The sequence below is a fragment of the Rothia uropygioeca genome (genome assembly GCF_004136585.1).
Taxonomy (GTDB): domain Bacteria; phylum Actinomycetota; class Actinomycetes; order Actinomycetales; family Micrococcaceae; genus Rothia.
Genome location: NZ_NOIR01000002.1, coordinates 535,327 through 548,131 on the forward strand (window position 1 = coordinate 535,327; position 12,805 = coordinate 548,131).

Annotated in this window: 11 protein-coding genes and 3 tRNA genes; 6 read left to right on the forward strand and 8 right to left on the reverse strand. The window is 59.9% G+C overall.

The features are described 5' to 3' along the window. Positions 1-62 precede the first annotated feature (62 nt). The 7 genes from EWR20_RS06720 to EWR20_RS06750 all read right to left on the reverse strand — a co-directional run bounded on the left by EWR20_RS06720 (position 63) and on the right by EWR20_RS06750 (position 8,324). Complete coding sequence (locus EWR20_RS06720; protein WP_129359836.1) at positions 63-656, reverse strand: hypothetical protein; 594 nt, start codon at positions 654-656, stop codon at positions 63-65. Continuing rightward, the gene (locus tag EWR20_RS06725; protein ID WP_129359837.1) at positions 653-1,261 is read right to left on the reverse strand and encodes a hypothetical protein; all 609 of its coding nucleotides are present in this window, start codon (positions 1,259-1,261) and stop codon (positions 653-655) included. Before EWR20_RS06725 ends, EWR20_RS06720 begins: the two co-directional genes overlap by 4 nt. 107 nt (positions 1,262-1,368) lie before the next feature. After that, positions 1,369-2,922, reverse strand: a complete 1,554-nt coding sequence (gene metG, locus EWR20_RS06730) for a methionine--tRNA ligase (RefSeq protein ID WP_129359838.1) — start codon at positions 2,920-2,922, stop codon at positions 1,369-1,371. A gap of 144 nt (positions 2,923-3,066) precedes the next feature. Beyond that, positions 3,067-4,671, reverse strand: coding sequence for a phosphoglycerate dehydrogenase (gene serA / locus EWR20_RS06735; protein ID WP_129359839.1), 1,605 nt, complete (start codon positions 4,669-4,671; stop codon positions 3,067-3,069). A gap of 125 nt (positions 4,672-4,796) precedes the next feature. Further along, positions 4,797-5,822, reverse strand: coding sequence for a ketol-acid reductoisomerase (gene ilvC / locus EWR20_RS06740; RefSeq protein WP_129359840.1), 1,026 nt, complete (start codon positions 5,820-5,822; stop codon positions 4,797-4,799). Positions 5,823-5,994: 172 nt separating this feature from the next. Continuing rightward, positions 5,995-6,504, reverse strand: a complete 510-nt coding sequence (ilvN, locus tag EWR20_RS06745) for an acetolactate synthase small subunit (protein ID WP_129359841.1) — start codon at positions 6,502-6,504, stop codon at positions 5,995-5,997. Positions 6,505-6,506: 2 nt separating this feature from the next. After that, positions 6,507-8,324: an acetolactate synthase large subunit gene (locus EWR20_RS06750; RefSeq protein WP_129359842.1), complete on the reverse strand. Its 1,818-nt coding sequence runs from the start codon at positions 8,322-8,324 to the stop codon at positions 6,507-6,509. A gap of 411 nt (positions 8,325-8,735) precedes the next feature. Between EWR20_RS06750 and EWR20_RS06755 the strand changes: the two genes are divergently transcribed. The 3 genes from EWR20_RS06755 to EWR20_RS06765 all read left to right on the forward strand — a co-directional run bounded on the left by EWR20_RS06755 (position 8,736) and on the right by EWR20_RS06765 (position 9,478). Further along, the gene (locus tag EWR20_RS06755; RefSeq protein ID WP_129359843.1) at positions 8,736-9,188 is read left to right on the forward strand and encodes a hypothetical protein; all 453 of its coding nucleotides are present in this window, start codon (positions 8,736-8,738) and stop codon (positions 9,186-9,188) included. Between the two features lie 112 nt (positions 9,189-9,300). Continuing rightward, positions 9,301-9,373 (forward strand) — tRNA-Lys (locus EWR20_RS06760). A 32-nt stretch (positions 9,374-9,405) separates the two neighbouring features. Continuing rightward, positions 9,406-9,478 (forward strand) — tRNA-Lys (locus tag EWR20_RS06765). Between the two features lie 98 nt (positions 9,479-9,576). Here EWR20_RS06765 and EWR20_RS06770 read toward each other — a convergent pair. Continuing rightward, positions 9,577-10,119 carry a MarR family winged helix-turn-helix transcriptional regulator gene (locus EWR20_RS06770; protein ID WP_238147624.1) on the reverse strand — a complete coding sequence of 181 codons (543 nt, stop codon included), beginning with the start codon at positions 10,117-10,119 and terminating at the stop codon, positions 9,577-9,579. Between the two features lie 152 nt (positions 10,120-10,271). On the opposite strand from EWR20_RS06770, the gene bcp reads away from it, so the two are divergent. The 3 genes from bcp (at position 10,272) to EWR20_RS06785 (ending at position 12,690) form a co-directional block, all read left to right on the forward strand. Then, entirely contained in the window at positions 10,272-10,751 is a 480-nt protein-coding gene (gene bcp, locus EWR20_RS06775; protein WP_129359844.1) for a thioredoxin-dependent thiol peroxidase, read from the forward strand. A gap of 119 nt (positions 10,752-10,870) precedes the next feature. Next, positions 10,871-10,956: transfer RNA gene (locus tag EWR20_RS06780), tRNA-Leu, on the forward strand. A 114-nt stretch (positions 10,957-11,070) separates the two neighbouring features. Next, positions 11,071-12,690 carry an ABC transporter substrate-binding protein gene (locus EWR20_RS06785; protein WP_129359845.1) on the forward strand — a complete coding sequence of 540 codons (1,620 nt, stop codon included), beginning with the start codon at positions 11,071-11,073 and terminating at the stop codon, positions 12,688-12,690. The last annotated feature ends 115 nt before the right edge of the window (positions 12,691-12,805 follow it).

The window sequence follows — 12,805 nt, forward strand, 5'->3', positions numbered from 1 at the left end:
TGACGTGACCACATAGTAGGACGGCTTCTCACCATGTGAACCAGACGTTACTTCTCCACGGTTCAGACGCCCCGTACCAGGAGCATTGCAACACCCGCCCAGGCTGCGGCCCAGAGGAATGAGGCGAAGGTTCCCAGGATGAACCGTTCGACAGCATCGGGCTTCTTGAGCTCGGTGAATCTGCCCAGGGCCTTGATGGCTGCCAGGACGGTCAGGCCCGTTGGCCATCCCATCAGCAGGGTTACGGCGACGCCGGCACGTTCCAGAACTCCGATCCACAGACCGCCATGAAGGGAAGAATCGCGCTCGGGGTCTTCGATGTTCTGTTCGGCGGCGTCCGTGTCTCGTTTGCCCGAACGGTAAATTCGTCCGCTGCGCAGTGACAGCTGCAGAACCGCCGCCGTTACCGGGGATCCCGTCATCGCCGCTGCCGCTGTGCCGAATACTACGGAGAGGACCGCCACGAGCGGTTCGGAGCGGGCCGAATATCCCTGGATGGCCCCACCGGTCGCCAGCAGGGCCGCAGTCGCGAGAAACAGGACGTTGGCAATGGTCCAGATGCGACGAGCCCGGATACTGAGTGCCGGGACCCTGAAGCAGGTAAAGGCCCCCAGAAGAGCGGAAATGATCATGATCAGAAGGGCTATTTGGCTCAATCGGCCCGCTCCTTCTCTCCGGGACGACCGGGAGCATCTAGATACTCTGCCCAGCGGGTCATTTCTCGCTTGAGGTCTTCGAGTTCACGATACATACCTGCGGCCAACCGGCCGGATACGGCCTGTTGACTGATTCCCAACTGCGCGGCTATTTCCGCCTGCGTCTTGCCGGCGAGGGCCCACTCGTATGCTTCTCGCGTGGTGTCGCGGCGCTTCCCCCAAACCGCGATGACGGTCCGTAGACCCGCCTGGATTCCCGCGCCTAAGGGCGAGTCAGATCTGAACCCGAGGTGGTGCGCACCCGATTTCTTGGCCTCGTCGACGGCGTGGCGTGCGTTGACGTACGCCGTTCCCCGCCCCTCACGGGCAGTCCTCGGCAGGGGCTCTTCGATACGTCCTTGCCCCAAACCGCAGTGCCATTGACCGCCCGATGCCAGGGTCAGAGCACAGGCGATCGCTGCGTCGGCGTTGTCGAACACCGCCTGGGCCTCGTCTCCGGCTGTTCGGTCAAAAGGCAGCACAGCCTCACCCGAGACGGAAACCAACTGGGGCACGGCGTCGGACCTTTTTCTGGAACCCACTTGATCGACGGTCAGAACGAACATGCTTCGATCCTTGCACCCTATCGCTCAACTTACAAGGTTAGAATCCGGTTTCTATGACTACCGGATTCTAACCTTGTATTAGCAATTACAAGGGCGGTCGTTGTTTTCTACTCGCTGGGTGCCTCGAAACGAGGAAAAATCCCCTGCGGAGCCGGCAACGCGGTCCCTGCTACGATGCGCTGCGGCAACGCTGCAAAGAGTCTTTGGTCTCCTTCGGGCTGTCCCAGCTGGTCCAACAACTTGGCCATCGAACCGGGCATGATCGGTTGGATCAGGATAGCCACGATGCGAAGACACTCAAGGGTCACGTACAAGACCGTTTCCATCCGTGTTTGGTCCGTCTTGCGCAGCTTCCACGGCTCCTGCGCCGTGAAATAGCGGTTCACATCGGCGATGACCTTCCAGATCCGATCCAAGGCCCGGTGATAGTCCAGGCTCTCGAAATCCTCCCGCACCGAAACGTACAGTGCATCGGCTGATTCCAGAATGGCCTGGTCCTCCGCCGTGAATTCATCGGGGCTCGGGACAGCCGCCTCGCAGTTCTTCGCGACCATGGACAGCGAACGCTGTGCCAGGTTGCCGAGGTCATTCGACAGGTCGGAATTAATGCGGGAAACGATCGCGGGAGCACTGTACGAGCCGTCCTGGCCAAAGGTCACTTCACGGAGAAGGAAGAAGCGCAAGGGGTCGACGCCGAAGCTCTCGACCAATTGCTCCGGATCGAGTACGTTGCCCACGGACTTGGACATCTTGGCCCCGTCGACGAGAAGGAATCCATGTGCGAAGACCTTTCGCGGCAAGTCCAGCCCAGCCGACCACAAGAATGCCGGCCAGTATATGGTGTGGAAACGCGTGATGTCTTTGCCGATGACGTGGAAATCCGCAGGCCAATACTTTCGGAAGAGTTCGCCGTCGGTATCCGGGAAACCGAGCCCGGTGATGTAGTTGGTGAGGGCGTCGACCCACACATACATGATGTGCTTGTCGTTTCCCGGAACGGGAATCCCCCAGTCGAAGGTGGTTCGAGAAATCGAGAGATCCCTCAAACCGGATTTCACGAACGAAGCGACCTCATTGCGACGGTATTCCGGGTACGCAAACCCCTCTGATGCATAAAGGTCCAAGAGCCGGTCTTGGTACTTGGAGAGCCGGAAGAAGTAGGATTCCTCTTCGGTCCACTCGACCTCGGTGTCGGTAGGGATCGCATACCTAACGCCATCTTTCCGGACTTCGGTCTCGTCTTCTCCGTAGAAGGCCTCATCGCGTACCGAGTACCAGCCTTCGTATTTGTCGAGGTAGATGTCTCCGTTGGCTTCCATGCGACGCCACATCTCCTGGCACGAGGCCACATGATCCGGGTCCGTGGTGCGTATAAAACGGTCGTAGCTGATACCCAGGAGATCGTCCATCGCCTTGATTTTGGCCGAATTCTTTTCGGCCAGATCCTTGGCGGTGATGCCCTGTTTTTCGGCCGAGGTCTGCATCTTCTGACCGTGTTCATCCGTGCCCGTCATGAACCGGACGTCGTATCCATCCAGGCGCTTGAAACGTGCCATGACGTCTGTCGCAATGTGCTCATACGCGTGACCGATGTGGGGATCGCCATTCGGGTAGACGATCGCTGTGGTGATGTAGAACGGCTCGGCTGATGTGGAAGTCATGGCTCCTACTCTATAAGGAGAACTCGAGGCTTATCGGCCCCGGATCGGTGGACTGTGAATACTGCATTTTCCGGTTTCGTCGAACACGACGCCGCCCGCGCATCACGGTGAACAGACGGCGTCGCGATGAGAATTCGACTGTGCTCAGTCCGCGAGGGAGACGAACGCGGTACGGTCGGCCTCGATCGTCGACTTGATCGAAGAGACCATCTCGGGGGAAGCCGGAGAATCAAGGGCCAGAACGGACAGCGCCCGCTGTTCCTTGGCTTGGCTCTCCCCACGCGAAACCTGCATTCCGGCGATGTTGATGCTCGCGGTCCCGAGCAGGGTACCCATGGAGGCGATGACGCCGGGACGGTCGCGGTAATCGAGAATGAGCATGTGGTCCGTCAGCCCAACCTCGAAATCGAAGCCGTTGACCCCGGTCAGTTTCTCGACCAGCTTGGGCCCGGTCACGGTACCGGAAACGGAGACCTGGGTCCCATCGGCAAGGATGGCCGACAAGGTGGTCTCGTTGCGGAACCCCTCGACTTCGGTGGTCGTGACCAAGGTCGTTTCGATCTCACGCTGCTCTGCAATCATGGGAGCGTTGACGTAAGAAACCTTCTCGGAGACCACATCGGTGAATACGCCCTTGAGTGCGGCGAGTTTCAGCGAGGACACGTCTTTGTCCGCGATTTCCCCGGCGACCTTGACCTCCACGCTCGTCAGGGGCGAATCGTGGGTCAACGCCGTCAGGACTCGACCCAATTTCTCCGCCAACGGAATTCCTGGGCGCACGTCTGAGTCGATGGGTCCGCCGGCGACGTTCACGGCATCAGGGACGAGTTCGCCCTCGAGGGCGAGTTTGACCGATTTGGCAACCGATACTCCCGCTTTCTCCTGCGCTTCGACGGTCGAAGCGCCCAGGTGCGGAGTGGTCACGACGTTGTCCATGCCCACGAAGCCCACGCCCTCGGGGGGCTCGGAGACGTATACGTCAATTGCCGCGCCCGCGATTTTGCCCGCCCGAAGCGCGTCGGTGAGGTCATCCTCGTCGATCAGCCCGCCGCGGGCCACATTGACGACAAAGGCGGAAGGCTTCATGAGATCGAATGCCGCGGCATCGACCATGCCGATCGTGTCCGGTGTCTTCGGCATGTGAATCGTGATGATGTCGGATTCCCGGAACAACGTGTCCAGGTCCACCATCTGCGCCCCGAGCGATGCGGCACGCGAGCTCGTGACGAACGGGTCGTAGGCCAGGATTTCCGTACCGAACCCCCGAAGCCGTTCTGCGACCAACCCACCGATGCGCCCGAGCCCGATGATGCCGACCTTCTTCTCGAAGAGTTCGACGCCGGTGTACTGGGAGCGCTTCCACTGCCCGTCTCGCATTGAAGCGTCGGCTGCCGAAATATTGCGGGACAGACCGAGAATGTGGCCGACCGTCAGCTCAGCCGCGGAAATGATGTTGGAGGTCGGCGCGTTGACGACCATGACGCCGGCCGCAGTGGCCGCGGCGATGTCGACGTTATCGAGGCCGACTCCAGCGCGAGCAACGACCTTCAGGCGACGGGCCGCGTCGAAGGCTTCCGCGTCCAGCCGGGTCGCGGAGCGAATCATGATCGCGTCCACGTCGGCTATATCGCGCAGCAACGATTCGCGGTCGGCGCCATTAGTCTTGCGAATTTCGAAGCCCTCGCCGAGGGCGTCGACCGTCGCGGGTGAGAGTTCCTCGGCCAGAAGGACAACAGGCGTTTCAGTCAAAGTCGGATTCCTTTGGTGATTGTTCGGTGCCGGAAATTGGGGAAATGAAAGACAAAAGGGGAACGGCCGGTCATCCGTTGCAGCGGATGACCGGCCGTTGGAGAACCGTCATCAGGTTCCGACGTTTAGCGGGCTGCCGAGCCGTCGGTGTAGTCGGCGTCGGATGACTTCCAGGAGAACAGCTTGCGCAGCTCCTGGCCGGTCTTCTCGATCGGGTGGGATGCGCCCTTCTCGCGGAGTTCCTGGAACTCCTTGCCGCCGTTGGCCTGATCATCCATGAAGCGATGGGCGAAGGTTCCGTCCTGAATGTCCGAAAGAACGGCCTTCATGTGATCCTTGACCTCGGGGGTGATGATCCGGGGGCCCGAAACGTAGTCGCCATACTCCGCGGTGTCGGAGCAGGACCAACGCTGCTTGGTGATTCCGCCCTCGTTGATCAGGTCGACGATCAGTTTGAGTTCGTGGCACACCTCGAAGTACGCAATCTCGGGCTGGTAACCGGCCTCGGTCAGCGTTTCGAATCCGTACTGGATCAACTGCGAGACGCCGCCGCACAAAACAGCCTGCTCGCCGAAGAGATCGGATTCCGTCTCCTCGGTGAAGGTCGTCTTGATGACGCCGGCGCGGCTGGCACCGAGACCCTTGGCATAGGCCAGAGCAAGCTCGAAGGCCTTGCCGGATGCATCCACCTCGACGGCGACCAAGGCCGGAACACCGCGGCCCGCTTCGAACTCTCGGCGCACAGTGTGGCCGGGGCCCTTAGGTGCAACCATCGCGACGTCGACGCCGTCGATCGGCTGGATGTAGTCGAAACGAATATTGAACCCGTGGGCGAAGAACAGGGCATCGCCGGGCTCAAGGTTCGGCTCGATCGATTCTTTGTAGATCTTTGCCTGGACCTGGTCCGGGGTCAGGATCATGATGACGTCGGCTTCTTCGACGGCTTCCGCGACGGTCAGGACGCGAAGGCCTTCAGCTTCTGCCTTGGCCCGCGAGGACGAGCCCTCGGCGAGGCCGATACGAACGTCGATGCCCGAATCCCGAAGGTTCAGCGCGTGTGCGTGACCCTGGGATCCATAACCGATGATGGCGACGGAACGGTCCTGGATCGCCGCGAGGTTTGCGTCGTCGTCGTAAAAGATTTCAGCCATGGGATTGAGAACTCCTCTATCTTCCCCGCGGGCTCTTGCCCACGGTTGATGGTCTTCAGTGGCCCGGCCACTAGGTTTTAAGCCTAGCCTGCCGGGTCATGGTGCACCGGAATGTACCGATGCATGACAGGTTTATGAACGCTCCGCGAGACAAGTGATCTCGCCGAGACAACTAATTGCGGAGGGCCCTCTCGCTCATCGAGCGCACTCCGCGCCCGATGCCGAGAGTTCCGGCACGAACGATTTCTCTTATGCCGAAGGGTTCCAACACCTCCAAGAGGGCCCGGAGTTTCTCCGGGGCTCCCGTGGCCTCGATGACGACGGACTCGGTGGAGACGTCGACGATCGAAGCGCGAAAAAGGTCTGCAGCCTGCGTGACTTGGATCCGGGTTCCGGCATCCGCGCGGACCTTGATCATGATGTGATCGCGTTGCACCGAGGTCTCCGATGGCAATTCCACGATCTTCAGAACATGAATCAACTTGTTGAGTTGCTTGGTGACCTGCTCGAGCAGGACCCCGTCCGCGTCAACCACCACAGTAATTCGGGAGATTCCCGGGACTTCGGTGGCGCCCACGGCGAGGGAGTCAATATTGAATTGCCGCCTTGCGAACAATCCGGATACCCGGGCGAGCACGCCCGGTGTGTCTTCGACCAGGACAGACAGCGTGTGACGAGTCATTGTTATTCCTCTCCGTTCCAGTCGGGCGACGTGTCTCTGGCAATCTGAATCGCGTCATTGGATACTCCTGCCGGGACCATCGGCCAAACCATGGCATCCGGACTGACAGTGAAGTCGACCAGCACGGGCCGGTCGTTGATCTCCAACGCTTTTCGGATGGTTTCGTCGACGTCCTCATCGCTCGTGCAACGGAACGCGGCGCACCCGTAGGCCTCGGCCAACTTGACGAAGTCCGGGATCCTCCGGGAATCATGACCCGTGTTCAGGTGGGTGTTGGAGTAACGGCCGTCGTAGAACAGGGTCTGCCACTGCCGCACCATGCCCAGCGAGGAATTGTTGATCACGGCAACCTTGATGGGGATGTCATTCAGGACGCAGGTCGCCAATTCTTGGTTGGTCATTTGGAAGCAGCCGTCCCCGTCAATCGCCCACACGACCCGGTCCGGATCACCGACCTTCGCTCCCATTGCTGCGGGGACGCTGTAGCCCATCGTGCCGAGGCCCGCCGAGTTCAGCCATTGGCGCGGCCGCTCGTACCCGATGAACTGGGCGGACCACATCTGGTGCTGTCCGACCCCAGAGACGTAGATTGCCTCGGGACCGGTCAGCTGACCGATCCGCTGGATGACGTGCTGGGGCGAGCCCAAGCCGTCGTCCGTGGGGACGTATCCGAGGGGGTACTCGTCCTTGATCCGATTCAGCATGGCCCACCAGCCGCCAAGGTCCCTGCGTCCTTCTTCACGCTGAACCTCCTCGACGCATTCGACCAGTTCTGGGATGACGGACTTCAAGTCCCCCACAATCGGCACGTCCGCGACACGGATCTTCGAGATCTCCGCGGGATCGACGTCGACGTGGACGATCTTTGCGTCCGGAGCGAAGGAATCGACGACACCGGTGACCCGGTCGTCGAACCGCGCGCCCAGGGCGACGAGCAGGTCCGCTTTTTGCATTGAGGTGACAGCCGGGACGGAACCGTGCATACCCGGCATCCCCAGGTGGTGCGGGTCCGAATCGGGGAATGCGCCGCGCGCCGTCAGAGTCGTGACCACGGGTGCGTCGGTCACGCTAACCAGTTCCGCTAGTTCCCGTGACGCGCCGGCACGAAGGGTTCCGCCGCCGACGTACAAAACCGGCTGCCGGGCGGCATTCAGCAACTTCGCTGCTTCTCGAACTTGCTTGTTGTGTCCTCGGACAACCGGGTGATACCCGCGCAGCTGCATGTCCACCGGCCAAGTGAAGGACATCAGGCCCTGCTGGGCATCTTTGGTGATATCCACGAGCACGGGGCCGGGACGGCCGGTCGATGCCAGATGAAAGGCTTCCATGATCATGCGCGGAACATCCTCGGGACGGGTCGCCATGTAGGAGTGTTTCGTAACGGGCATCGTCATGCCGACGATGTCTGCTTCCTGGAAAGCGTCCGTTCCCAAAACCTTGGACGACACCTGCCCCGTAATCGCAACCATGGGGACTGAGTCCATATGGGCATCGGCCAGGGCGGTGATCAGATTGGTGGCACCCGGGCCGCTCGTGGCGATGCAGACGCCGACCTTTCCGGTTGCCAGAGCATATCCTTCAGCTGCGTGCCCGGCGCCCTGCTCATGACGAACGAGAATATGATTGATGATCTCGGAATCCAGTAGCGGATCATACGTGGGCAGAATCGCCCCGCCGGGAAGACCGAAAACATCGGTGACTCCAAGTTTTTCCAGCGTGCGAATGACCGCTTCCGAACCAGTAATTCTTGGGGCGCTGCTCTGCGACCCTGAAGTCGAGGCGGCAACCGTGGCCGGCGTCGCCGACGATTCGTTGCTCATGTGATCGTCCTTCTGCTTCTGCTGTGTGCTGCGTTGCGGCGGTGTCTGTGAGTCCGCCTGGTGCTCGTTCGTCTCCGGTGGGATTCGACCTGACACGAAAAAACCCCTCGACCTAGATGTCGGTGAGGGGTCTGCGCGGTACGAGATTTTCTCGTTCTAGGCCAGGTTTGCCGCGCGACCCGCAATAATAAGCGAGACGCGTACACCGGTAAGAACGAGAGACTCGTGATGTGCCATGACCTCATAATCCGGGTCGGGACGTGAAAGGGTCAAAAACGTTTCAGAATGTGAAATCCACGCCACATATTCCGTTCGCATCCGTTCGCGACGGCGAAAGGCGTCGCATGTCAGCAATGACATGATGTGCGTCAAACCATTCGGTAACGGACCGGACCTGGATAGACTCTAAACATGTCCCCCGAAACGGAGTCCCCCCTGAACCTGGCGGAACGGTTGCACACCGTCTTCGACAGTCAGGTCATGAACTACGGCGCATACAACTTGGTCTACGCGACCGGCCGCGCTACTTACAACGAACCTTCCGCCGTTGACCGCCAAGTCACTCCGCAACGACATTTCATCCTCGGTTATCGCCGTTATCCCTCAGAGGTGATCGTGGCGCCCTTCGACCCTCGGGTTTTGGCTTCTTTGGGGCTTCCGATTGCCATCGACAATACGAACCTCGTGGATGCCACAAGCACGGCTCACGGGGAACTCGTCCTCGAGACGACTTCCGGGTCTTCCTTCGATCTGAAGGTGCTGCCTCTCGTGGAGATCGAAACTGCGTACGGCGCCGAAGTCCTCGAGCAGGAGGCCGATGCCGAGGACTTCTTGTCCTACATTCAGGACCTCGTCTCGGTCTGACGTTTCCTGCGTCACAGTGGCGGGTTTCAACTTGCACGGGATGATGCCCCTGCGTATAGTTTCTTTTCGTTGCCGACGCGGTGGGATCTAGAGTCCCCACGCGGAATGGTATGCGCCTCTAGCTCAATTGGCAGAGCAATTGACTCTTAATCAATGGGTTCCGGGTTCAAGTCCCGGGGGGCGCACGGAAGCCTTGCTTCTCGCCCATCAGCGGTAAGCGCCTCTAGCTCAATTGGCAGAGCAATTGACTCTTAATCAATGGGTTCCGGGTTCAAGTCCCGGGGGGCGCACAAATCAAGACCCGGTCCTTTCGAGGGCCGGGTCTTTTGCTGTCCAGGATCTTTCGACCCCGAGAGGGATGAGTCCTCGAGGCCATGGCTCCAAGCGACTAGTCGGCGGTCGGCTCGGCGGCAGGGTCCGCCGTGGGACGCTGAGAGGCCACGCCTTCAGCAACCCAACGAGCCTCCTCCGGAAGGCTGTCAATGGTTTCCTTCACGATCTTAAGCGGCATCGTGTCGGTATCCGAGAGATCCATGATGACTTGTTCGAGCGCCTCTCGCAGCTCGCCATGCTCGAGAACGCCGGTGCCTGCGAGCGCTTCTTCGATCTCTGTGGCTTCGTGCAAGGCCCGTCTTCCCTTTTCCGTGATTACCATCAGGTAGCTTCGACGGTCCAGGTTGCTTCGCTGTCTCGCGATGTGACCGTAGGCCTCGAGGCGCGTCAGCGTCTTTCCCATGGTTTGCGCCTGCACGCCCACCTTGTGCGCTACCTGGGCCTGGGTCAGGCTGCCTTCTCGGCTGATCACGTCCAGGGCCATGACCCCGGCATGGGTCAGGCCTAGGGACTGCAGCTGTCGATTCCAATTGTGCTCGAGCATCCTTGCTGCGGTGGACATCAATCGACTGATCGACCATTCCTGGAGATGAGGCATGGCTGAAATTATAAGCACCCCATTCTGGACGGGGCGGAAGGGCTCAGTGATATTACGCCCGTACAATGGCCGGACACGTTACGTATTCAGCTGTACGACGGTCGGTGACCATTTTCTCGGGCGCCGTCCCCGCGATGACTGGGAGTTCTCATATGACAGATGCCACGCGACTTTCCACCGGTGACGCCGCACCCGCCTTCACATTGAAGGACGCGGAGGGGAAGGAAATCTCTCTCAAGGATTTTTCGGGTTCGAAGGTGGTCGTCTACTTCTACCCCAAGGCGTCGACGCCGGGGTGCACGACGCAAGCGTGCGACTTCAGGGATAATCTGGCCTCCCTCGAATCCCATGGATACCGGGTGATCGGCATATCGCCGGACAAACCTGAGGCCTTGCAGAAATTCGCCGGTGACCAGTCCCTCACTTTTCCGCTCCTCTCGGACCCGAATCACGACGTCGCAGAAGCATACGGGGCATGGGGCGAGAAGAAGAACTATGGCAAGGTTTCCGTCGGCCTGATTCGATCGACCATCGTGGTGGATGAATCCGGCAGGGTAGAGACCGCTCAGTACAATGTCCGTGCCAAGGGTCACGTCGCCAAGCTCCGCCGCGACCTGGGGATCGACGCCTAGAATCGTTGCCGGTTCATTCTCAGCTCCGTCGCACGCGTGTCGGTCGAGGTGCGGCAACACGCCGCCAGAATCGGCTGCGCGCTGATGTAGACTGTGCCAGTCGCCGAAGTGACTGGCATGCGCGAGTGGTGGAATTGGCAGACACGCAGGATTTAGGTTCCTGTGCCGTGTAGGCGTGCGGGTTCAAGTCCCGCCTCGCGCACCATTTCTCCGGGCCTTTGACGTGTTCCATGAACGAGTATCGGGCCGGAGCCCCTGAAAGTGTTCCGCACCGTCGTGGGATGTGACCCAAGACGGCAGCCCATCGAGGAGTTGACACGTGGCAACGACCCGCCGCAGGTTCCTGACCGGTTCGCTGGGAGTCGCTGCCCTGGCACTGGCAGGTTGCGGGCGTCAGCCCCCCGCTGCCCCGGAAGCGAGCGGCTCGAGCGCTTCGTCGGAGACCACATTCGTTTTCGGTAACGCCGCAGCTGCCCCGACGCTGGATCCGTCTCTCACATCGAATCTCGAGACGTCGCGAATTGCCGCTCAAGTGCTTGAGCCTCTGGTTAAAGCAGATCAGGATACCGGCAAGCCGATACCGGGCCTGGCAACCGATTGGACGGTCTCCGGCGACGGGCTGACGTATACGTTCACCTTGCGTCAGGGCGTCACTTTCCATGACGGCACCAAGTTGACCGCGGACGCTGTCTGCCGGAATTTTCAACGCTGGTCCGAGAATACGAAGACCGAGCAGGTCAATCAGACCGCGTACCAAGCCATCTTCCGATCGACCAAAGCGGATGGGACATCCCGCCCGTCCATTTATCGTTCGTGCACCGCCTCGAGCGAGAGGACGGTCCAACTCAGAATCTCGACCCCGTACCCCTCGATCGTCAAGGCTCTGACTCAACCGGCATTCGGGATCGGTGCGCCCAGCGCATTCGACGACAACTCGTATGCTTCGCATCCCGTGGGCACGGGACCGTTCGAGCTGAAGAATTGGGATGGGCAAACGGCCGAATTATCGCGCTTCTCCGGCTACTGGGGCGAGGCAGCCCACATCAGCAAACTCAAATTCGTGACGGTCTCGAGCACACAAAAGCGGTATTACGAGATTCTCATGGGCAACATCGATGCCTACGATCAGATCGGCATCGACGACTTCGTGAACCTTGCACGTCGTGGCTACCAAATTCAGCAACGTGATCCGTACTCGGTTGCCTACGTCAGCATGAACCAGCAGTCCAGCGCCCTGTCGGACATCAAAGTCAGACGCGCCGTAGCGCACGCGATCACGCGTTCCGAAATCGCAAATACCTACTATCCCGATGGCACGAAGGTTGCGAATGATTTCGTGCCGGAGCTCTTCAAGGTCAGTGGATCGGATACGCAATCCGCTTATCGACAGGACCAAGGCCTCGCAAAGAAACTCCTCGAGGAGTCCGAGTACAACGGAGAAGAGCTGCAGTTCTTCTATCCGACGGATGTCTCCCTGGCGTACGTACAGAGTCCTGAAGCAGTCTTCGCGAAGATCGCCGGCGACCTGACTTCGGTGGGCTTCAATATCAAGCCGATGCCGATTAGCTGGAGCGACGACTACCTGACCAAAATCAACGAGTCCAACCCCAAGCGCGCCTTTGCTCTGACCGGTTACATGGGTGCCTTCCGCGACCCGGATGACTTCTTGTCGCCCCTGTTCAGGCAGGAGAACCCGCAATTCGGCTTCTCGAACAGCGACCTTTTCGAACAGGTCCGCAAGGCCTCGTCCATGTCGGACGGGGATGATCGGAACGACTTGTACAAGAAAATCAACGAGTCCGTTGCAGAGCTCATGCCCGCTGTTCCTCTGGCATTTCCTATTTCGGCGGTCGCACTGAATTCAAGAGTTCTGTCCTATCCGTTGACGGCAACAGGCGTTGCAAATTTCGCTCGAATCGAACTGCGAGACCAGAAATGACGGCGTCCGACTCATTTCGCCAGAGGTACGAGGTCGGGGTTCGACCCGCACGAGTGCGCGAGATAACCTGAGAGGGAGAATGCGTCCGCGACATCCGGACGGACGCCACCCGCCC